This window comes from Sphingobium sp. B12D2B (genome assembly GCF_025961775.1).
Taxonomy (GTDB): domain Bacteria; phylum Pseudomonadota; class Alphaproteobacteria; order Sphingomonadales; family Sphingomonadaceae; genus Sphingobium.
Window position 1 is genome coordinate 2,419,724 of sequence record NZ_JAOQOH010000001.1, and the last position, 20,479, is coordinate 2,440,202.

A 20,479-nucleotide genomic window follows, 5' to 3' on the forward strand; every position below is an offset into this window, starting at 1 on the left:
TCTATGCGTTTCCCTGCTTGCCTGTGCCTTGCCGCAACGCTGGCCCTGAATGGCCCGGCGCTGGCCCAGCCCGCGCAGACTCCAGCCGCGCCCGCTGCGCCCGCAGCTGAGGCGCCGCAGAGCCCGCCCAAGCTGCTGGTGGTCATCTCCGTCGATCAGTTTTCCACCGACCTGTTCGGGGCCTATCGCAGCGCCTTCACCGGCGGCCTGGCCCGCCTGCAGCAGGGGGTCGTCTTCCCCAATGGCTATCAGGGCCACGCCGCCACGGAAACCTGCCCCGGTCACTCGACGATCCTGACCGGTAGCCGCCCCGCCCGCACCGGCATCATCGGCAATGACTGGATCGACCAGAAGATCGCCCGTGCCGACAAGACCGTCTACTGCGCCGAAGACCCAGACGTGCCCGGCACAAGCTCGCGGGATTATGCGCCGTCCGTGAAGATGCTCCGCGTGCCGACACTCGGGGGCTATATGAAGGCGCAGAATCCGGCGGCCAAGGTGGTGTCCGTCTCCGGCAAGGATCGCTCAGCGATCATGATGGGCGGGCCGGTGGTCGACCAAATCTGGTGGTGGGGCGGCAATGGCTTCACCAGCTATCGAGGGACGCCGCTCACGCCGCTGATCGAGCAAGTGAACGCCGGGGTGCGCAAGACCTTCGACCAGCCCCGCCCGGCGATGGACGTGCCCGCCTTCTGCAAGGCCAGTGACCGCGCCGTCCGCCTGACCGATACGCTCAGCGTCGGTGACGGACATTTCGCCCGCGCCGGCGGCGATGCCCGCGCCTTCCGCACATCGCCGGAAGCCGATGCCGCCGTTCTGGCGCTCGCGGTCAAGCAGCTGGAGGCGCAGCAGCTCGGGCGCGGCGACACCACCGACCTGCTGATCGTCGGCCTCTCGGCCACCGACTATATCGGCCATAGCTACGGCAATCGCGGCGCGGAAATGTGCATCCAGATGTTTGCGCTGGACGATGCCCTCGCCAGCTTCCTGGATCGGCTGGACGCGACCGGCCTCGATTATATGGTGATGCTCACTGCCGACCATGGCGGGCCGGACATTCCCGAGCGGCTGCGCGAACAGGCCGTTACCGACGCCGAGCGCGCGGACCCCGCCCTGTACCCGAGCGCGGTGAGTGCGGCGATCAGCGCGCGCACCGGCATCACCGTCCCGCAGGGTACGCTGCTGCTCGGCACCAATCCCTTTGGCGACATCTATGTGAATGCCGCCCTCACCGCCGCCCAGCGCACCCGCGTCATTGCCGAGGCCAAGGCGTTCTACGCCGCTCACCGGCAAGTCGAGGCCGTCTTCACCCGCAAGGATATCGAGGCCGCGCCGGCCCCCACCGGATCGCCGGAAAGCTGGTCACTCGCGACGATCGCCAAGGCCAGCTACGATCCGGAGCGCTCGGGCGATCTCGTCCTTCTGCTCAAGCCGCGCATCATGCCCATTGCCACACCGGCGCCGGGCTATGTTTCAACCCATGGCAGCCCGTGGGGCTATGATCGCCGGGTGCCGATGCTGTTCTGGCGCAAGGGCCTGATGCACATGGAGCAGCCCCAGGCAGTCGAGACGGTGGATATCCTCCCGACCCTCGCGGCGCAGATCGGCGTCACCGTGCCCGCCGACCGGATCGATGGCCGCTGCCTCGATCTCGATCCCGGTCCGGCAAGCCGTTGCCCTGCCCCGCAGGATCGCTAGACTGGCCTGAATCGGTCGCAACAAGCATGACCGAATAAGGAGAGGCTACGCATGTCAGGCAAGATCGTCATTACCGGTGCCTCGGGCCAATATGGCCGGGCCGCCACGGATCGGCTGATCGAGAAAGGGCTGGCAGACCAGCTCATCCTCATCAGCCGCTCGCCGGACAGACTGGCGGACCGCACCGCGCAGGGCTGCGACGTGCGCTATGGCGATTATGACAAGCCCGAAACGCTGGCCGCCGCCGTGCAGGGCGCGGAGAAAATGCTGCTCATCTCGGGCACGCGGGTCGGCGCCCGCGTCGTCCAGCACAAGGCGGCGATCGACGCGGCCGCGGCCGCCGGCGTGCGCCATATTCTCTACACCAGCTTCATCGGCATCGATGACCCGAACAACCCGGCGGAAGTGCGCCACGACCATATTGAGACGGAACAGGCGATGCGCGCCTCCGGCATGGCGTGGACGGCGCTGCGCGACGCACATTATGCCGATGCCATGATCCTGATGGCCGGCCCGAACGTGCTGGCAACCGGCCAATGGTTCAGCAATGCCGGCGAGGGCCGCGAAGCGATGGTGTGGCGCGACGATTGCGTGGATTGTGCCGTCGCCGCGATGACGACGCCCGGCCATGAGAACAAGGTCTACAACATCACCGGGCCGGAGTTGCAGACCTTTGGCGAGGTCGCCGCGCTCATCACGCAGATCACCGGCTGTCCGGTAGAGCACATTCCCGTCGACGACGCGCAGCAATATGCCATCTTCGACAGCATGGGCATTCCCCGGCGCCCGGTCGATGACCAATATGTGAGCGGCATTCCCTGGAACAGCGATGATATGGTCACCTTCGGCCGCGCGATCCGCGAAGGCTATCTGGAATTGCGCACCGATGACGTGCAGACGTTGACCGGCCGCCCCGCCCGCTCCGTCCGCCAGATGATCGAGGAAAATCGCGCGATGCTGGTCGAGGCCGCCCGTGGCGCGGCAGCGGCGCAACCGGCATGAACCGCCCCGATTACGAGCGCTATCTCGCGGCGTTCAATGCCAAGGATTATGACGCGGTCTGCGACTTTTATGCAGAGCCGATGGACATGCGCTTCTTCGGCGTCGCGCTGCAATCCCGCGAGGACATGAAGCGCTTCTACAGCTTCCTCCACGCCCATGTTCATGAGAGCGTGCGGGTCCTCAATTTCGCATCGAGCGACACCCTGACGGCCGTCGACGCCATCGTGCGCATCGAGGCCTATCGCGACCTCGACCGGGCGACGCTCGATGACAATGGCGCGGGCGGGTTGTTCCCGATCAAGGCCGGCGAGGTGCAGGAGATGCGGCAGTTCATCTTCTACACCCTGCGCGATGGGCTGATTGTGGACGTGGCCTGCGCGCTGGCGCCGCCGACCGGCTGACCGGCGCGGCGAGCTGCTTTAGCGATAGGGCGACTGCGTGCGGCTCACATAGAGCGGCGAGCGCGCGACCGGGCCGCTGACGACCATCGCCTTCATGCCCTTGCGCACCTTGTCGGCATCGATGACATTGTTGAGAACCGCGCGGGTCTGACCGCTCGGCAGTGGCTCGACCACAGAAAGACCGATGCCAGCCTTGGCACAATAGGCCAGCACATCCGCTTCCGGGGCGGCGAGGATGACGACGCGGCTCATGCGGCGAGGCTCCCCTGCTGCGCGAACACCGCGCGCATCGCCGTGGCCGAGCGCAGACGGTAGGGATAGGGATGCGCCTTGATGCGGGCGGACACAGAGCAGGCGGCTTCCCGCGCGGCATGATGGCGCTGGCTGCACCCGGCGAACTGGGCATCGATCAGCGCGCGCTGCTGATCGTGCAAAAGGCGATTGAAATCTTCCATGAGCGTCTCCCGACACGGCAAGCGGGAGCACGACGGTCTCTCAGTTATCGCGACAGCTTGCGAGCAGGGTTCGCGCTAATGGCGTCGCCCTAGCAGCTAATGTGTCATCTGTCGCACGCAATCGCCCCGGCAACAGCCCGGCGCACCGCGCACGGATCAGGTCAGCGCATAATAGCGCACCAGATTGCCGTCCGGCTTGCGCTCACCGACGCCCACGAAGACATGGCGGGTCATCCAGTCATATTTGCCCTTGCTCGTCTCGAAGGTCGGCTGCGCGCGCAGATAATAATCCTCATGCGCGACTGGCTCACCCCCCTCGAAGGCCCAGGCGCGTAGCCTGGCCATGGAGTCCGGCTTGCGCCCCCAGAGATAGCCCTTGTTCTGCATGTAGATGATCTCGCCATCGTCGGTTTCCAGCAGATAGCGGGCATCGAACACGGCGGTATCGTCATCGCGGAAATGGGCGTAATCGCCGCCGGAATTGGGCACGGCCCGCCCCCGCAGCCGCGGCCCCTCGAAATGCCCTTCATCGACCAGCACCGCCGAGCGGAAGCCGCCATTATGGACATTGGGCACGCCGAAGACCCGCGTGAACATGAGGCGGCACTCGAAGGCGAACTCAAGCACGGGCTGGTCGAGGGTCGAGAAGGACATTGCGGCTCCTTGGACGATCAGGCGGCGTGGGTGCCCGCCTCCGGGCAGGCATCCCACGGGCTGGGCATATGATAGGGCACGGTGATGAAATTCGCTTCGATCTGGCAGATCATGCCGTGATCGATCTTGAACAGCTCGGCGAGATAGTAGCTATGCGGCCGGCGGATGTGCGAGCGGACCTGCGTGCCATCGGTCAGCGTGTAATGATCCAGCCGCCCGCAATGATCGATGAAACCATAGGCCAGCACCAGCCCCCGCTCCTCATCCACCAGCGGAAAGCGGCGAGCGCGCAGGCGATCGTCATAGCGGTAATTGCCGGTGCGGAACTGCGCCTCGCACGGCAGGCCGGCGACCGGCACCAGCTTGGCGAACTCGGGGTTGTTGGTGGTCTGCACGCCGTTCTCGACGCGGTTGCAATCGGGGTGGAATTTGGTGCGAATCGTCCCGTCATTCAATTGCAAGGTCTCGAAATAACCATCTGACAAGGCGATCATTTCCGCGCGGGAGACGGGCGCCTCGACGGCGACGTTGAGGATCGGCTTGTCGTCAAATCGCTGGTTCTCGAATACCGGGGAGCTATCGACCTGCCGCACCACGATGGTCTCGACCTCCGCCACCCGGCGCGCCTCGTCCAGCCCGAGGCGCACGGTGTATGCGCTCTCATCCAGCGGCTCCACCGCCGTACCGAAAAAGCCGGCCTGTCGCGTCTGTTCGTCGGCAAACATCAGGCGATAGTCGCCGAGCCGCTCGATGGTGCCCCACAAGCCATCGTCCGGTTGGAGGCGGACATTGTTCTCGGTGATGAACGGGTCGGGCGCCCAGTCCACGGCGCCGGGGTCTTTGCGCCCCAGCGCCGCGAGATAGGCCTCCAGCGCGTCATAGAGCGCCGCGCGGCTCATCCCCTTTTGGCTCACGCCGCGTTGACCGGCGCGTCCATGTACATGGCCTTGATCTCCAGATAGGCCATCAGCCCGTCCACGCCGCCCTCGCGGCCGATGCCGGACTGCTTATAGCCACCGAAAGGCAGGCCCCAATCGACCTTCAGACCGTTCTGGCCGATGCCGCCGGTGCGGATGCGCCGGGCGACGTCGAAGGCGGCCTGCGCATCCTTGGTCAGCACTGAGCCCGAGAGGCCGTAATTGCTGTCATTGGCGACGGCGATGGCCTCCTCCTCATTATCCACCGGGATGATGCTGAGGACCGGGCCGAAGATTTCCTCCTGGGCGATCTTCGACTTGTTATCCACATTCTTGAACAACGTCGGCTCGATGAAATAGCCTTGGTTGAGATGCTTGGGGCGGTTGCCGCCGGTCACCAGATCGGCCGTCTTCTTGCCTTCCTCGATATAGCTTTCCACGCGCTCGAGCTGGCGCTTCATCGCGAGCGGGCCGAGCTGCGTCGTCGGATCGTCCGAATAGCCAATCTTCACCTTCTGCATTTCCGCCGCAATGGCATCGGCAATCTCGTCCTGCCGGCCGCGTGGGACGATCAGCCGGCTGAGCATCGCGCAGACCTGCCCGGAGAGCAGGCTGATCGTTTGCGTCATCAGCTTGGCGGTCTCCTCGGCGGAAAAATCGTCTCGCACGATGGCAGCGGACTTGCCGCCCAGCTCCAGCGTGCAGCGCGCGATCCGCTCGCCGCACACGCTGGCGATGCGCTTGCCGGCCACGGTGGAGCCGGTGAAGCTCACCTTGTCCACGCCGGGATTGCAGACAAGGTGATCGCTCGCCTCGCGATGCCCGCAGACGAGATTGACGACGCCCGCCGGCACGCCCGCCGCCTCGCACGCCTCAGCGATGATATAGGCCTCCAGCGGCGTCTCCGGCGAGGGCTTCATGATGACCGTGCAGCCCGTGATGAGCGCATTGGCGACCTTGGAGGCCATGATGCCATAAGGCCCGTTCCACGGCGCGATGGAAGCGACCACGCCGACCGGCTCATAGACGAGATAGGCGGCGGCTGCGGCCTGCGTCTCGCGCTGCTGGACATATTGGAAGTTGGCACCCACCTCGCGGGTCTGATCGAACTGCATGGTTGCGCCCGCGACCATGCCGGGCGCGAAGCTCGCGAGGCCACCCATCTGCGCGGTCCAGGCCTTGGCCAACTCGCTCGCGCGGCTCTGCAGATGCGCAGTGATCTTCTTCATGATCTCGTTGCGCTCAGCAACGCTCATGCGCGGCCACGGACCGTGGTCGAAGGCAGCGCGGGCGGCGGCAACGGCAGCGTCCATGTCCGCCTCATCGGCTTCCGCCACGGCGCCGACCACCTGCTCGGTGTTCGGCGAAACCAGCTCGATGAACCGCCCGCTGTTAGGCGCGCGCCATTGCCCGTTGATCCAGACCTTGCCCGGCTCCTTCACGAACACGCCTTCGGGATTATGTCCTGCCACGCTCTCTCTCCTTCAATTTATGCCCGGCGCCGCCGCCTTCTGGGGAGCGGACTGCCCGGATTCTGGCGACCTGCACGCCGCCGGATTCGATGGCGCGGATGCTAAGGATTGCGGGCGGGTGCGCAAGGGGAAAGCGGTGATGGATGAGCGGAGAGGTTGACTTTGTCTGGAAGAATGTAGCGCGGCCCTTACAGTGGTTCGCGGTGTCAGGCGTCAATCAAAAGCTGCCCCCCTAACACCGGTTCGTCCTGATCCAGTCGAAGGGCTGCATTTCATTGGCCTAGAGTGATACTGAAAGGCCTTTGAAATGATCCACCGGAGAAACACAAATGGTCTTTGCCCCCTCGTGGGACTGTTCTGCAACGCCATCTACTGCGCCGTTAAAATCCATCGAGACTTCCAAAGCGGACACGCCGCATTTGGCGTTGTCGGACTGATTGGTGTCGTTGGATCGACTGGCATAGCAGCTACAGCAATCGCGGCGATCATTTTGATCAGTGAGGGCCAATTGACTTAGAGGATCCCGCGGAGAGGAGACCGCCGCGCTGCGACGCGCCCATCAAGTCGACGACCGGCCCATACGACATTGCCGGCATTCCTTCCGTTTGGCAGAGTGGCATTGTGACCGTCAGATCCTTCAATCGCTGCTGGGCGCTTCTGTGGTTAACCGCAGCATTGGCTATCGTGGCAGTTATATCCATCGAACCGATGCGCTGGAGCTTGCCCGCCCGCTATCTGCTCAAGCCATTGGACATCTACCGCATCGGTGCGATCGACTATCACATGTGCATGAGGGTAGAATTGTCGCCTGAGGAAGCCGACGATTTCGTACGTCGGCGCTTTGATCCAAAGGATCGGATTGTCCGGCCAGTTCCATCAGACCAACATTTGTGCGGCGCAACTTTCTGGCCGACGACCTTCAACAATGAGACAAGTGGCTATGCTGAAACCCAGTGGTCCAATGGGATAATCGAAGGTTCAACCGGAGCTGTTTACGAGCGGAATGCTCTCTACTTCTGGTCTTGGACCCAATGAGAAAACGACAACTTATCAGTCACTCACAGCGCTGCTTTTTTCTCCTCCTGTGAAGAGGAAGGGCTTTTGAGGGGCGCTTCTGGATTGGCAAACCATGGATCATTGCTGCGCATCATGGCGAGGTTACTGCTGGCTTCCCGCGTGCGCGGGAATGACGGGGGTGTGCACGAAACTCCAAGCCCTACAATGATTGCAAAATCCAACCATATTGACTCGATCCTGTAACCGGCTCACACTCCGCGCCGAAAACCGCCGCAGACTCAAGCAAGCAAAGGCGGGAGAGACGAGAGAGGACGCCCATGATCACCGTCAATCAGCTTCATCCCCTGTTCTTCGGCGAGATCGTCGGGGCGGACCTCAAGGCCGAGCCAACCGAGGATCTACGCCAGGCGGTGCAGGATGCGATGGACAAGCACATCGTCTGCGTCGTGCGGCAGGGGCCGATCACGGATGAGGAGCATATCCGCTTCGCCCGGCTGTTCGGGCCGCTGGAATATCCGCCCAATTATGGCAAGCGCCCGGCGGGCCGGATCGCGCCGGAGCTGTTCTCGGCCGGCAATCTCGATCCTGATGGCAATATCAAGCCGCTGACCCCGGCCAATGCGAACATCGCCAAGGGCGCCGAGCGCTTTCATGCGGACAGCTCGTTCAACCCCCTGCCCTCTAAATGGTCGATGCTGCGCGGTGTGGAGTGCCCGCCCTCGGAGGTTGGCGGCGACACACTGTTCCTCGATCTGCGCGCGGCTTATGACGATCTGCCGCAGGCGATGAAGGACAGGGTGGATGGCATGACCGGCATCCACGATTTCTGGCGCGGCCGCCAATATGCCGGGCTTGAGGTCACCGAGGAAATGAAGGCCGCAATGCCGATGCCGCCGGTGCACCATCCGCTGGTGCGTGAGGCGCCGCTAGGGCGCAAGGCACTGTTCGTCGGCGGGCATTGCGTGGGCGTGGTCGGCATGAGCGACGATGAGGGCCATGCCTTTGTGGAAGAGCTGTACGCCCATGTGACCCAGCCCAAATATATCCATCGCCACCAGTGGACGGTCGGCGACATCGTGATCTGGGACAATCGCTATGCTCTGCACGCCGCGACGCCGCTGGAAACCGACCAGTATCGCCGCGACATGCGCCGTGCGACGCTCAATGAGAGCGGCGAGGAAGGCGATACTTATGAGTTCCGCCGGCGTCAGGCCGAGGCGGCGCACTGAGCGCCTGTGCGGTTCTCAACTGCGTGTTGAGTGGCGCCATGCCCGGCAACGCCCGGCTTGGCGCCCCGCCGCGCGCCATGGCCTCAGCGCGGCAGATAATCCTCCGCCATCGCCGCCTCGATGCCGGCATGACGGGCCTTCACCGAGTCGATGAAGGCCGGGTGGGTGATGACATAGAGCTTGCCGGTGAGGATCGCGTCCACGGTCATCTCCCCAACGGTCAACGGGTCGAGCCAGAAACCCGGCGCCGTCGGCGGCAAGGCGCCGGGCGGCGCCGTTTCGTCCCGGTGGCGGAAGGGCGTATCCACCTGAAACTCCGCCGGGCGGTGCTGCTCGGTCTCCTCGATATTGGTGCGCACCGGGCCGGGGCACACCACCGTGGCGCCGATCGCGCCGCCTCCCATGCTGCTGCCCCCCATGCTGCTGCCCTTGGCATCCAGCTCCAGCTTGAGATGCTCTGTCATGGAAATGACCGCCGCCTTGGTCGGCGCGTAGACGCCGCGCGTGGCGCGCGCCTGCATGATCGCACCCTGCGAGGCGGTGTTGACGACATGCCCGCCCAGCCCATGCCCCTTTATGCGTGGCAGGCCCGAAACGAGGCCGTTGACCACGCCCATCAGATTGACGCCAATGGCCCAATCCCAATCCGCATAGGTCGCTTCATCGACCGGGCCCTGGATGCCGATGCCGGCATTGTTGATGAGGATCTGCAGCGGGCCGAGCGCGGCCTCGGCGTCGTCCAGCGCGGCGGCAAAGGCGTCGCGGTCGCGGACATCGAGTTGGAGCGCGCGGAAGCGGTCCGCCCAGCCTTCGTCCGCCGCGACCTGCGCCGCCTGCGCCAGATGATCGGCGCGCACATCGCACACCGCGATCCTGGCGCCCTGCGCCGCCAGCGCGCGCGCCATGCCAAGGCCGATGCCGCTCGCACCGCCGGTGATGAAGGCCATCGTGCCTGCTACTGTCTTCATGCCTCTCCTCGCCTCATGGCTACCACTCTTATTATGGGGATTTACAACCAATGACCGTGGACCTCTATCATGGCGAGCCGGCTTCCAACAGCCTGAAGGTCTTGCAGGCCATTCATGAGAAAGGCGTGCCCTTCACCAGCCATTACATCAACCTGATGAAGTTCGAGCAGCATGCGCCGGCCTATGTCGCGATCAACCCAGCCGGACAGGTGCCGACGCTTGTCCACGACGGGCGGGTGCTGACGGAATCGACGGTCATCAACGAATATATTGACGACGCCTTCGACGGCCCGCCGCTCAAGCCGGCCGATCCCTATCTGCAGGGGCAGATGCGCATCTGGACCAAATATGTCGATGAGGTGTTCCGCCCGTCCCTCTCCTTCCTCGCCTGGCATCGGGTGATCCCCGGCATGGCCAAGGCGCTGCCCGAGGGCGAGTTCGAGGCGCGACTCAAGCGCATCCCGCTCAAGGAAAAGCGCGACAAATGGGAGCTGGCGGCCAAGGGCGGCTTCTCCGAGCGAGAGCTTGAGGGCTGGCGCGCCAATCTGGAGGACGTGACCGACCGGGTGGAAAGCGCGCTCGCGGGCCATGACTGGCTGGTCGGGGGCATGTTCACGCTGGCCGACATTGCCGTCTTCGCCATGGCCATCTCCATGCCGCGCAGTTACCCCGATCTGTGGAACGAAACCCGCACGCCGCAGGCCATGGCGTGGATGGCGCGGATGAAGGCCCGCCCCGGTGTGGCAGCAGCGCTGGCGATGCCGGACCACACCGGCATGGTCTCCCGCAAGGATTGAAGGCGCGCCGCCGCCTCTTCTGCTGCGGGTCACCGTGCCTTTTCGCACATTTTTCTATCGCGAAAGTTCCCGTTAGGCTCCGGTTAAGCTAATTCATGCATGAGAGCGCTGGCCTTGTCCGTCAGCCCGGCCTTCCCGGCCGTTTTCGTGCTGCAGCGATACCGGATTGCCCCGGCTGACGGACAAGCGATCTCCCCCTGACCAACCGAAGCGCAGGCGATCAGGGCTCCAGAACGCAGCCCGAATAGCCCGGCAGATCGCCCTTTGCCGCGCCGCCGACCTGCATCAACGGCGCCGCCAGACCGAGCCGCTTGGGCCAAGGCGCAGGCTCAGCCCCCAGATTGAACAGGCAAAGCCGGCGCTCTTCGCCAAAGCGCCGCTCGAAGAGCAGCACCTGCTCATCGACCTGCAGAAAGCGGATGGCGCCCCAGCGCAAAGCGGGCTGCCCCTTGCGGAAGGCGAACAGCGCGCGGGTGAGATGGAGCAACGATCCCTCCTCTGCCTCCTGCTTGTCGACAGCCAGGGCCGGATGGTCAGCCCCCACCGGCAGCCACGGCTTCACGCTTGAAAAGCCGGCATGAGGCGCGTCCCCTTTCCATGGTATCGGCGTGCGGGCGCCGTCGCGGCTGAGGGTCAGCGGCCAGTTGGCGATGGCCTCGGGATCCTGCAAATCCTCGAACGGCACATCCACCTGCGTCAGCCCGAGTTCCTCGCCCTGATAGAGGAAGATGTTGCCGCGCAGGCAGGTGAGCAGCAGCATCTTCATCGCGGCGAATCGCGCTCGCATCTCGGGCTCAGCGCCGTCAGACAGCCAGCGGGTGACGGCGCGGGGCGCGTCATGGTTCTCGAATGCCCAGCTCGGCCAGCCCATGCCGGCGCGGTCCGGCCACTGGCCGATCGCATCCGCCACCACGCGCGGGGTCAGCGCGTCGGCATAGAGAAAATCGAAGCCGTAGCTGGTGTTCAGCCGGTTCTCGCCGCTGGTGTAGAGCTTCATCTCGCGCAGGGCCTCGTCCCCACCGATCTCCGCAACCGTGAACCGGTCATCATAGCTGTCCATCAGCGCGCGGACCCGCTCGATGAAGCGCGGAATATGGCGGTGCCCCTGATTGTAGCGGCGCTCCTGATAATCGAACGGCCGCGTGCGCTGCCCGGCCTGGTTCGGGTGCGGCGGATTGGGGCGCAGGCGCGGATCGTGCATCAGGAAGTTGAGCGCATCGAGCCGGAAGCCGTCCACCCCGCGGTCCAGCCAGAAGCGCGAAACATCGAGCAAGGCCTGCTGCACTTGCGGATGATGCCCGTTGAGCTGCGGCTGCTCGCGCAGGAAATTGTGGAAATAATATTGCCGCCGCCGGGCATCCCACGTCCAGGCAGGGCCGCCGAACACGCTCTGCCAGTTGGAAGGCGGCGAGCCGTCCGCCTTAGGGTCCGCCCAGACGTACCACCCGGCATGGTCGCCCTGCCGATCGGATCGGCTGGCCTGGAACCAGGGGTGCTGATCGGAGGTATGGGCAAAGACCTGATCGATGATCATCCGCAGTCCCAGCTCGTGGGCGCGGGCCAGCAGGGCATCAAAATCGGCGAGGGTGCCGAAGATCGGGTCGACATCGCAATAATCGGCGACGTCGTAACCGAAATCCCGCATCGGCGAGGTGAAGAAGGGCGAGAGCCAGATCGCGTCTACCCCCAGGCTGGCGACATGATCCAGACGCGCGGTGATCCCCGGGAGATCACCGACGCCGTCATCATTGGAATCGGCGAAGCTGCGCGGATAGATCTGGTAGATCGTCGCGCCCTGCCACCAGGGCAGCGTGTCGGGCGCGCGCTGGCTGACGGGAAGGCTGGTGGCGGCAGGCTGGTGATTCTCGCTCATCCGCGCCAAACTGCATGGGAAGTTGGGCGCTGGCAATTGCGTCGGGTAGCCGTCAGCCTGCAAGCCACCCGGAACGAGGGACGAATGCGAACAAGAGCTGGGATTTGCGCCAAAAAGAAGCGCTATGCCACCGAAGCGGACGCCCGCGCGGTGGCGCTCCGCGCAACGATTACGCTCCGCCCCTATCGCTGCGCTCTCTGCCGCCAATATCACCTCACCAGCCGGACCAAGGGGATGCGGGTGCTGGAAGTGGTCGAATGAAGGCGGTCAGCGCTCGCTGAGGGATAGCCTCAAATCCCTCATTTGCCTTTCGCCTCCATCCGTTTAGGCTCCGGACAAAATCAACGGGAGAGAGCGATGCGGTTTCAGGACAAGGTTGTGCTCGTCATTGGCGGCAACAGCGGGATCGGGCGTGCTGCTGCGCAAGGATTTGCAGCCGAGGGCGCGCATGTGTTCCTCACTGGGCGGTCGCAGGCGACCATCGACGAGACCGTGGCGGCGATTCCCGGCGCGCAGGGTTTTCAGGCGGATATCGCGCAGATCGACAGCAACGACGCCGTGCTTGATGCCATCCGCGCGGCGCATGGGCGGATCGACATATTGTTCGTGAATGCCGGAATCGGTGCCTTCGCTCCCGTGGAAGAGGTGACGCTGGCGCAGTGGGACGAGGTGCACAACGTCAATCTGCGCGGTTGCTTCTTTGCCGTTCAGAAGGCCCTACCGCTGATGGGGCAGGCACCGAGCGGCGCCATCGTCATCACCGGCTCGATCGGATCGGTCGCCGCCGTGCCAGGCAATGCCATGTATGCCGCCGCCAAGGCGGGCCTTCGCGCGGTGGCGCGCACCCTGGCTGTCGAGTTGATCAGCCGTGGCATTCGCGTCAACATGGTCAGCCCGGGCCCGACCGAAACGCCGATCATCAACCGCTCCGGCCTGCCACCCGAGGCCGTGGCGGGCATGCGCGCGATGATGATCGACGCCATCCCGATGAAGCGCATGGGCACGCCGGAGGAAATCGCTCGCCCGGTGCTGTTCCTCGCCTCGGACGAAGCCAGCTTCATCACCGGCATCGACCTGTATGTGGACGGCGGCTGCGTGGAGCTTTAGCCCCGAGCGAGGCCTTCGAGCAGGATCAGGCCGAAAGGTCGACGCTTGCGCTTTCCATCGGCCAGACTGAGGCCGCTGTTCCGTGCCTATCTTTGCGCCCTGCCCCGTGGAGCCGGGCCAGGAGGAAGCGCCCAAATCCCCAGCTGCCGAGGCCAGACGCCGCGTTGATATGGCCGACTGCGCCGGCATCGGCAAAACGGCTGCCCCAGAACTGGGCGAGACGCCTTGCCCGGTGGTATTGGATGTATGGATCGTCGCGGCTCGCCACCAAAATCGAGGGGAAAGGCAATGGCGCGCGTGAGGCCGGAGCGAATGGCTCCAGCCGCTCATCCAGCGGTGCCAGATCCAGTTCGGGCGGCGCAACGAGCAGCGCGCCGACAACCGGATAGCCGAAGTCCGGCCGCTCCATCGCAGCCCAGGCAGCGACGGCGTGGCACCCCAAACTGTGCGCCGCCAGAATGACCGGCCGGCCCGCGCTGCGGATCGCCAGATTGAGCTTGCTCACCCAATGCGTGCGGTTGGGCCGCGCCCAATTGCCGAGGTCGGCACGGACGCACTCCTCGCTCTCACGCTCCCAAATGCTCTGCCAATGCGCGGGGCCGCTGCCGTCCAATCCTGGCACGGTGAGGACCACCGGGGTCGACAATGTGGATGTGACATGATCCATGATCAAAACTCCTGCTCTCAGGGCAGATCAGTCGGCTCGGTCTACGTCCCGATCGTCTCACGTTATAATGTCTAACGTTTAAGTTGACAATATGATTGCGGTGGAGCGTGCGCTGATCCGGCCACGTGGTTCCCCCATGAACGATGCCGTTACCGATTAAACCGGCAGTCCCACATAATTCTCGGCGATGCTGGTCTGCGCGGCGACGCTGCCGGCGATATAGTCCAGTTCGGCAACCTGCATGGCGCGCTCGAAGGGGCCGTCTTCGGGGAAGCGGTGCATGAGGCGCGTCAGCGACCAGCTGAACCGCTCGGCCTTCCAGACGCGGGCCAGGGCCTTGTCCGAATAGCCGGCGACGGCATCGGCATCGTTGCGCTTGAAGAAGGCGGTGAGCGCCGCGGCAGCATAATGCACGTCGCTAGCGGCAAGGTTGAGGCCCTTGGCGCCGGTGGGCGGCACAATATGGGCGCTGTCGCCGCAGAGCAGCAGGCTGCCATGGCGCATCGGCGCGAAGACGAAGGAGCGCAGTGGCGCGATGGACTTCTCCAACGCCGGGCCCCGGGTGATGTGCGCCGCGGCATCCGGCCCGAGGCGGATCGCCAACTCGTCCCACACGCGCTCATCCGGCCAGTCCTCGATCTTCTCGGTCAGCGGCACGTCGACATAATAGCGGCTGCGCGTCTCGCTGCGCATGGAGGCCAGCGCGAAACCGCGCTCGTGATTGGCGTAGATCAGCTCGTGATTGCAGGGCGGCACATCGGCGAGGATCCCGAGCCAGCCGAAGGGATATTCCCGCTCGTAGGACTGGCCGGCACTGACCGGGATCGCCTGACGGCTGGGACCATGATAGCCATCGCAACCGACGATGATACGCGCGTCCGCGCGGTGTTCGCGCCCATCCTTGCTGTAGGTGACATAGGGCGTGTCGCTCTCGATCTCGTGCAGGGCGACATCGGCAGCGCCATAGACGACCTCCAGCCCGCGCTCGTCACAGGCATCCATGAGATCCTTGGTCAGCTCGGTCTGGCCGTAGACGACGACATGGCCGCCGGTGAGCTTGGCGATATCGATGCGAATCAGCCGCTCGCCATCGGCCAGGTTGAAGCCATCGTGCACCAGACCCTCGGCCTTGAGCCGCGCATCAAGGCCAAGGCGTTCCATCAGCTCGACGGTGACGCGCTCCAGCACGCCGGCACGGATGCGGCCGAGCACATAATCGGGCGTCTGGCGCTCCAGCAAGATACAATCGATGCCCTCAGCCCGCAGCAGATGCCCTAGCAGCAGACCCGCCGGCCCAGCGCCAATGATGCACACCTGTGTCATTCCATCCTCCTCGCAGACTCTTGGCCGCATATCCGCATGACGGCGCGCATTTGGGAAGGGACAGTTGCGACAAGCTCTGGTATTTTCCGGACATGACTGCCCTCACCCATCCCCCACGCCATTCCCGCGAAGCGATCGTCCCAGCTTACGATCTCTATGGCGAGGACAAGGCGTCACGGCGCGAGGACTTTTTCCACGCCGAGACGATTGCTGTGCGCAGCCGGCGCTATGACTGGGAAATCGCACCCCATACCCATGCTTCGCTCACGCAGATGCTGTGTGTGGCACGGGGCGAGGTGCGGCTGCATCTTGCGGGGGAGGATCGGCGGGAGGCCGGTCCTTTGCTGGTCTGCGCGCCGAGCGGAATTGTGCATGGCTTCGGCTTCTCGCCCGATGTCGAAGGTATTGTCGTGACGGCCTCACAGGATTTTGTGGACAGTCTCACCCGGCAGGATGCGCTGGGGCAACATCTCCGGACGCCGGCGATCCTGCGACCGGACGCAGCGCTGACCGCGCGTCTGGATGCTTTGGGCACCGCGCTGGTCGAGGCCGAGCAGGACCGGTTCGCACCCAATGGCCAGCGGCTGCATCATGCGCTTGCCGAAGCCTGGCTACGCACGACCCTTGCTGCCGGTGCGCCGCTAGATGCCGCGCGGTCCACCCTGGCCGAGCGGTTTCGCGTTATGGTCGAGGCAACTTATCGCGAGCATCGACCGATCGAGCATTATGCGCAGCGGCTGCATTGCACGGTCCGCACGCTCTCGCGCCAGACGCAGGCCAGCTTGGGCATGACGCCGCTGCAGATCATCAACCGCCGGCTGCTGTTCGAGGCGCGGCGGTTGCTACGCTTCACCAATGCCGGCTGCAGCGAGGTTGCGGCGGAACTGGGTTTTGACGACCCATCCTACTTCTCGCGCTTCTACAAGCGGATGACCGGACGGGCACCAGGCTTGGAAAAACGGCGCAAGAACGTGTGAGACGTACCGCGTCAGGCAGCTGCCAACTCCGAACCGCTCTCCTGCCGCGCCAGCTTCTTGACCAGACGATTAAACAGGGTCACGCCGCGATCGTGCACGGTGGGCATCACTTGCACCTCTTCCGTGTCATCGATCACGCGCTGCTGGGCCTCAATCATCACCTTGTCCTCGGCGAAGGCCTGATCGGCCATGCGCATCAAAACGTCGCGCAGCGCCTCGTCACCATGGCTGCGATGCGGCCCCCAGGAGAAGAAATAGCGTGCGCTCTTGTCGCGCATCGGCGTCACGGCCTGGCTGGTGAAGGTGACGCCGCTCACCGCCCGCGACAGGTCCGGCTGGCCATAGTCGCAAGCCTTGGCGGTGCCGAGCGGGAAGACGCCGCCGGTCATCAGCAGGACCCCGGGAATGAGGAAATCATAGCTCATGAAACTGTCCATCGGTTCGGGACTGCGGCGCGAGGCCGATCCGATGGCGTTCTCCGTCCAGCGCTCATAGCGGATGCCCCGCTCCAGCGGCGTGATCCGCGCCGGCGTCTCGGCAAATTGCGGCCCGGAGCCGAAGCTCTCTGCATGGACGAAGGTCAAATGGCTGAAATCGAGCAGATTGTCATTGATGAGGCGCGCTTCCGCCGCATAATCGAGATGGCCGTGGCCGAGGATGTAATCGGGATGGTCTAGCCCCACGGCGGGCGGAATCAGGCGCTCATCGGCCGCGTCGACATCGCCCATCCAGACCCACAGCCAGCTATGGCGATCCACCACGGCATAGCGGCGCACGCGGGCCTGCGGCGGAAGCTGCGCCTGGCCGGGGATCTCGACGACCTGCCCGTCCGCATCGAACAGCAGGCCATGATACATGCAGCGCAGCCGCTCGCCTTCACAGCGGCCCAGCGAAAGCGGCGCGAGGCGGTGGACGCAGCGATCTTCCAACGCGTGGAGCGCGCCGGATGCCGTGCGCCAGATGACGATCCGCTCGCCGAGGATGGAGATGGCAAAGGGTTTCTCCGCCTCCAGTTCATGCGACCATCCCGCGACATACCAGGCATTGCGAACATAGGCCATGACAGGCGCCTCTCCAGTTTAAACCACTGCAGGCAAATTGACTTAACGGTGTTAAGGAGTCAATGATCCTTTATGGCTTCCCCCATCTCCGTCCCGCTGGATATCGAGCGCTTGCTGCGCGCGGCATTTGCCCAGCTGGAGGCTGACGGGCTGGACGCGCTGAGCATGCGCAAGCTGGCCGCGCGCCTCAATGTGCAAGCCCCGGCGATCTATTGGCACGTCAAAGACAAGGCCGAGTTGCTGGGTCTGATGGCCCGCCGCATTCATGGCCGGGCTTATGCGGACGTTACCCACGCTGAGGATTGGCGCGACTGGCTGCGGCAGTTCGGGCGGGCTCTGCGGCGCAGCTTCCTTGCCCATCGCGATGGCGCGCTGCTCTGTGCAGTGTCTCGCCCGCCGGCGGAGGCCGATCCAGCGGTCCACGCGCACCGCATCGCCGCGCCACTGCTGGCGCTGGGCCTACCGCAGCAGCAGGCCCTTGCCCGGCAGGCCGCAGTCATCTCCTTCGTGCTGGGCTGGTCGGCCTTCGAGGCGAACGGGCCGATGCACAGTTTCCTCGATCGCATATTGGACTTTCAAGGGAGCTTCGAGCCCGGGCTGGACGCGCTGGTGGCGGGCTTTCCGGAAGCGGCCAGCCGGGCTTAGCCGGCAAGCCAGCGCGACAAGCGGCTCTGCGGATCACTCATGAGGCTATGCGGATCGCCCTGCTCCACGATCCGGCCATCCAGCACCAGCGCGACCTCATCGGCGGCATCGGCGGCATCGCGCACATCATGGGACACGAGAATGATGGGAATGTCCGAGCGGGCGCGCAATTCGACCAGCAGGCGATGGAGCGCCCGGCGGGTCGGGTGATCCACGGCGGAGAATGGCTCATCGAGCAGCAGCACCTGCGGATCGCGCGCGAGCGCCCGCGCCAGCGCGACGCGCTGTTGCTGTCCGCCGGAGAGTTCTCGGGGGCGCCGCTCCTCAAGCCCCTCGAGATGGACCTGCGCCAGCAGCGCATCCGCCCGCCCCTGTCGCTGCGTCGCCGGAATGTCCAGCAACGCTTCCATCACATTCTGCCGCGCGCTCATGTGCGGGAACAGGGCGTAGGATTGGAACACGAAGCCGACATGCCGGTCCCGCGCGCCCATCTGCACGCCGGCCTGCGTGTCCAGCCAACACTGGCCGTTGACGCTGATCCGCCCGCTGGCAGGTGCCAACAACCCCGCAATCGCGCGCAAGATGGAGGTTTTCCCCGCACCCGAAGGACCGACGAGCGCCAAGGTCCGTCCACGCGCCAGAGTGAGTTCCACGTCCAGCGCGATGGGCGCATGATGGCGCAGATGCAGGGTCACGCCCTCGCCGCTCGCCTCAGCCATGTCGGCGCCCCCTCTGGCCCAGCAGGAAGACAAGGCTGACCGCCACCAGCGGGACCGCCATCAGCAGCAGCGCCATCTCATTGGCTGACGCCATGTCGAACGCCTGCACGCGATCATAGAGCGAGAGCGCCAGCGTGCGCGTCTTGCCCGGGATCGACCCGCCCACCATCAGCACCACGCCGAACTCGCCCAGCGTGTGAGCGAAGGTTAGCACGGCCCCGGTGAGAATGCCCGGCCAGGCGAGCGGCAGTTCGATCCGCCACAGGCTGCGCCAGAGCGAATGCCCGCAGGTCGCCGCGGCATCGCGCAGATCGGCATCGATGCTCTCGAAAGCCCGCTGCACCGGCTGAACCGCAAAGGGGAGATTGACCAGCACCGAGGCGACGAGGATCGCCTCGAAGCTGAACGCCAGCCCGCTACCGAACAGCGCCGCCCATGCTCGCCCAGCCCAGCTTTGCGGCCCCATGGCGGAGAGCAGGTAAAAGCCGATCACCGTCGGCGGCAGCACCAGCGGCAGCGTCACCAGCGCCTCAATCACCGCCCGGCCGCGAAAGCGCGCCAGCGCCAGCCAGCGCCCGAGCACCAAAGCCAGCGGCAGCAGGATCGCGACGGTGAGCGCCCCGAGCAGGAGCGAGAGATTGAGCGCTTGCCAGTCCATCGCCGGTCAGAGTGCTCCGGCCGGCAGGGTGAAGCCGTATTTGGCGAAGATCGCCTTGGCAGCAGGCTGGGCCAGATAGGCATAGAAGCGCTCGGCCACCGGCCCCGCCGTCTTCATCAGCACCATGCGCTGGCGCAGCGGGGTGTGCCAGTTGGCGGGGATCAGCACATAGGCCGCCCTGCCCTTCACAGCAGGATCGAGCACCAGCGAATGCGCGACGATGCCGCCCTGCGCCCCGCCTTCCGTGGCGAACTGCAGCGCCTGCGACACATTTTCCCCCAGCACGAGCTTATCCTGAAGCGGCTTCCACAGGCCAGCATGATCCAGCGCCTCCTGCGCGCGGCGACCATAAGGCGCATGTTCGGGATTGGCGATGGCAAAGCGGCTGATGTCCCCGCGCGCCAGCGCCTCACGCAGACCGGCAAGCTGCGAATCGAGCCTAAGTGGCGAGCCCTTAGGCGCGATCAGCGCCAGGCGCCCGATGGCGTAGAGCCGGCCTTCGTCGCGAGTTTTGCCGGCCTTGGCGAGCTGCGTCACATAGCTTTCATCGGCGGAGAGGAAGAGCTCGAACGGCGCGCCCTGCTGTAATTGCCGCGTGAGATTACCCGAGGCACCGAAGTTGAGCACCACCTTCTCACCGGTCTCTTTCTCGAACGCCGCCGCCGCATCGGTCAGCGCGAGGCGCAGGTCGGCAGCAGCCGCGATCTGCGGCGCCGGCTCGGGCTTGCCGCACGCGACCAGCGCCAGCAGGCCGAGCAGCACGGCGCAACGGCGCAGCAGATGAGTCATGAGGTCCGCCCTTCGATCGATGTATGACATTGCACACATCGACGTCTGCG

Annotated in this window: 23 protein-coding genes; 10 read left to right on the plus strand and 13 right to left on the minus strand. The window is 65.0% G+C overall.

Features of this window, described 5'->3' with window-relative positions; translation table 11 throughout:
* Positions 1 to 3: 3 nt before the first annotated feature.
* The 3 genes from M2335_RS11490 to M2335_RS11500 are packed head-to-tail and all read left to right on the plus strand — an operon-like array spanning position 4 to position 3,101.
* Complete coding sequence (locus M2335_RS11490) at positions 4 to 1,698, plus strand: alkaline phosphatase family protein (protein WP_264594769.1); 1,695 nt, start codon at positions 4 to 6, stop codon at positions 1,696 to 1,698.
* A gap of 51 nt (positions 1,699 to 1,749) precedes the next feature.
* Positions 1,750 to 2,700 carry an SDR family oxidoreductase gene (locus tag M2335_RS11495; RefSeq protein ID WP_264594770.1) on the plus strand — a complete coding sequence of 317 codons (951 nt, stop codon included), beginning with the start codon at positions 1,750 to 1,752 and terminating at the stop codon, positions 2,698 to 2,700.
* Positions 2,697 to 3,101: a nuclear transport factor 2 family protein gene (locus tag M2335_RS11500; protein ID WP_264594771.1), complete on the plus strand. Its 405-nt coding sequence runs from the start codon at positions 2,697 to 2,699 to the stop codon at positions 3,099 to 3,101. Before M2335_RS11495 ends, M2335_RS11500 begins: the two co-directional genes overlap by 4 nt.
* Positions 3,102 to 3,119: 18 nt before the next feature.
* Here M2335_RS11500 and M2335_RS11505 read toward each other — a convergent pair whose 3' ends face one another.
* The 5 genes from M2335_RS11505 to M2335_RS11525 form a co-directional block, all read right to left on the minus strand.
* The gene (locus tag M2335_RS11505; protein ID WP_181559252.1) at positions 3,120 to 3,353 is read right to left on the minus strand and encodes a hypothetical protein; all 234 of its coding nucleotides are present in this window, start codon (positions 3,351 to 3,353) and stop codon (positions 3,120 to 3,122) included.
* Positions 3,350 to 3,556 carry a hypothetical protein gene (locus tag M2335_RS11510; protein ID WP_264572475.1) on the minus strand — a complete coding sequence of 69 codons (207 nt, stop codon included), beginning with the start codon at positions 3,554 to 3,556 and terminating at the stop codon, positions 3,350 to 3,352. The genes M2335_RS11505 and M2335_RS11510 overlap by 4 nt, the downstream gene beginning before the upstream one ends.
* Before the next feature lie 156 nt (positions 3,557 to 3,712).
* Entirely contained in the window at positions 3,713 to 4,210 is a 498-nt protein-coding gene (locus M2335_RS11515; protein WP_181559250.1) for a DUF3237 domain-containing protein, read from the minus strand.
* Between the two features lie 17 nt (positions 4,211 to 4,227).
* Entirely contained in the window at positions 4,228 to 5,109 is an 882-nt protein-coding gene (locus M2335_RS11520; protein ID WP_264594772.1) for a hypothetical protein, read from the minus strand.
* An 11-nt stretch (positions 5,110 to 5,120) separates the two neighbouring features.
* Complete coding sequence (locus tag M2335_RS11525) at positions 5,121 to 6,599, minus strand: aldehyde dehydrogenase (protein ID WP_264579247.1); 1,479 nt, start codon at positions 6,597 to 6,599, stop codon at positions 5,121 to 5,123.
* Between the two features lie 621 nt (positions 6,600 to 7,220).
* On the opposite strand from M2335_RS11525, the gene M2335_RS11530 reads away from it, so the two are divergent.
* Together M2335_RS11530 and M2335_RS11535 are read left to right on the plus strand one after the other, a co-directional pair.
* Complete coding sequence (locus M2335_RS11530; protein ID WP_181559247.1) at positions 7,221 to 7,634, plus strand: hypothetical protein; 414 nt, start codon at positions 7,221 to 7,223, stop codon at positions 7,632 to 7,634.
* Positions 7,635 to 7,933: 299 nt separating this feature from the next.
* Positions 7,934 to 8,845 carry a TauD/TfdA dioxygenase family protein gene (locus M2335_RS11535; protein WP_264594773.1) on the plus strand — a complete coding sequence of 304 codons (912 nt, stop codon included), beginning with the start codon at positions 7,934 to 7,936 and terminating at the stop codon, positions 8,843 to 8,845.
* Between the two features lie 83 nt (positions 8,846 to 8,928).
* On the opposite strand, the gene M2335_RS11540 is transcribed toward M2335_RS11535, so the two are convergent.
* Positions 8,929 to 9,813, minus strand: a complete 885-nt coding sequence (locus M2335_RS11540) for an SDR family NAD(P)-dependent oxidoreductase (protein ID WP_264594774.1) — start codon at positions 9,811 to 9,813, stop codon at positions 8,929 to 8,931.
* A 50-nt stretch (positions 9,814 to 9,863) separates the two neighbouring features.
* Between M2335_RS11540 and M2335_RS11545 the strand changes: the two genes are divergently transcribed.
* Positions 9,864 to 10,610, plus strand: a complete 747-nt coding sequence (locus M2335_RS11545; protein WP_264594775.1) for a glutathione S-transferase family protein — start codon at positions 9,864 to 9,866, stop codon at positions 10,608 to 10,610.
* A 220-nt stretch (positions 10,611 to 10,830) separates the two neighbouring features.
* Here the strand turns inward: M2335_RS11545 and M2335_RS11550 are convergent, their stop codons facing one another.
* Positions 10,831 to 12,483 (minus strand): alpha-glucosidase, encoded by a 1,653-nt coding sequence (locus M2335_RS11550; RefSeq protein ID WP_264594776.1) that lies wholly within the window; start codon positions 12,481 to 12,483, stop codon positions 10,831 to 10,833.
* Between the two features lie 84 nt (positions 12,484 to 12,567).
* Here M2335_RS11550 and M2335_RS11555 point away from each other — a divergent pair, with 84 nt between their 5' ends.
* Together M2335_RS11555 and M2335_RS11560 are read left to right on the plus strand one after the other, a co-directional pair.
* Positions 12,568 to 12,744 carry a hypothetical protein gene (locus M2335_RS11555; RefSeq protein ID WP_264594777.1) on the plus strand — a complete coding sequence of 59 codons (177 nt, stop codon included), beginning with the start codon at positions 12,568 to 12,570 and terminating at the stop codon, positions 12,742 to 12,744.
* Between the two features lie 96 nt (positions 12,745 to 12,840).
* Positions 12,841 to 13,590, plus strand: a complete 750-nt coding sequence (locus M2335_RS11560) for an SDR family NAD(P)-dependent oxidoreductase (RefSeq protein ID WP_264594778.1) — start codon at positions 12,841 to 12,843, stop codon at positions 13,588 to 13,590.
* 25 nt (positions 13,591 to 13,615) lie between these two features.
* On the opposite strand, the gene M2335_RS11565 is transcribed toward M2335_RS11560, so the two are convergent.
* Both M2335_RS11565 and pobA read right to left on the minus strand, forming a co-directional pair.
* Complete coding sequence (locus M2335_RS11565) at positions 13,616 to 14,257, minus strand: RBBP9/YdeN family alpha/beta hydrolase (RefSeq protein ID WP_264594779.1); 642 nt, start codon at positions 14,255 to 14,257, stop codon at positions 13,616 to 13,618.
* Between the two features lie 156 nt (positions 14,258 to 14,413).
* Positions 14,414 to 15,580: a 4-hydroxybenzoate 3-monooxygenase gene (gene pobA / locus M2335_RS11570; RefSeq protein ID WP_264594780.1), complete on the minus strand. Its 1,167-nt coding sequence runs from the start codon at positions 15,578 to 15,580 to the stop codon at positions 14,414 to 14,416.
* Between the two features lie 92 nt (positions 15,581 to 15,672).
* On the opposite strand from pobA, the gene M2335_RS11575 reads away from it, so the two are divergent.
* Positions 15,673 to 16,557 (plus strand): helix-turn-helix domain-containing protein, encoded by an 885-nt coding sequence (locus tag M2335_RS11575; RefSeq protein ID WP_264594781.1) that lies wholly within the window; start codon positions 15,673 to 15,675, stop codon positions 16,555 to 16,557.
* Between the two features lie 11 nt (positions 16,558 to 16,568).
* Here the strand turns inward: M2335_RS11575 and M2335_RS11580 are convergent, their stop codons facing one another.
* On the minus strand, positions 16,569 to 17,618 hold the full coding sequence (locus tag M2335_RS11580) for an aromatic ring-hydroxylating dioxygenase subunit alpha (RefSeq protein WP_264594782.1): 1,050 nt from the start codon (positions 17,616 to 17,618) through the stop codon (positions 16,569 to 16,571).
* A 72-nt stretch (positions 17,619 to 17,690) separates the two neighbouring features.
* Here M2335_RS11580 and M2335_RS11585 point away from each other — a divergent pair, with 72 nt between their 5' ends.
* Positions 17,691 to 18,263 carry a TetR family transcriptional regulator gene (locus tag M2335_RS11585; RefSeq protein ID WP_264594783.1) on the plus strand — a complete coding sequence of 191 codons (573 nt, stop codon included), beginning with the start codon at positions 17,691 to 17,693 and terminating at the stop codon, positions 18,261 to 18,263.
* On the opposite strand, the gene M2335_RS11590 is transcribed toward M2335_RS11585, so the two are convergent.
* The 3 genes from M2335_RS11590 to modA are packed head-to-tail and all read right to left on the minus strand — an operon-like array spanning position 18,260 to position 20,429.
* Positions 18,260 to 18,982 (minus strand): ABC transporter ATP-binding protein, encoded by a 723-nt coding sequence (locus tag M2335_RS11590; RefSeq protein ID WP_264594784.1) that lies wholly within the window; start codon positions 18,980 to 18,982, stop codon positions 18,260 to 18,262. The two genes, M2335_RS11585 and M2335_RS11590, sit on opposite strands and share 4 nt — an antisense overlap.
* Entirely contained in the window at positions 18,975 to 19,640 is a 666-nt protein-coding gene (gene modB, locus M2335_RS11595; protein ID WP_264594785.1) for a molybdate ABC transporter permease subunit, read from the minus strand. Before modB ends, M2335_RS11590 begins: the two co-directional genes overlap by 8 nt.
* Positions 19,641 to 19,646: 6 nt before the next feature.
* On the minus strand, positions 19,647 to 20,429 hold the full coding sequence (modA, locus tag M2335_RS11600; protein WP_264594786.1) for a molybdate ABC transporter substrate-binding protein: 783 nt from the start codon (positions 20,427 to 20,429) through the stop codon (positions 19,647 to 19,649).
* Positions 20,430 to 20,479: the final 50 nt, after the last annotated feature.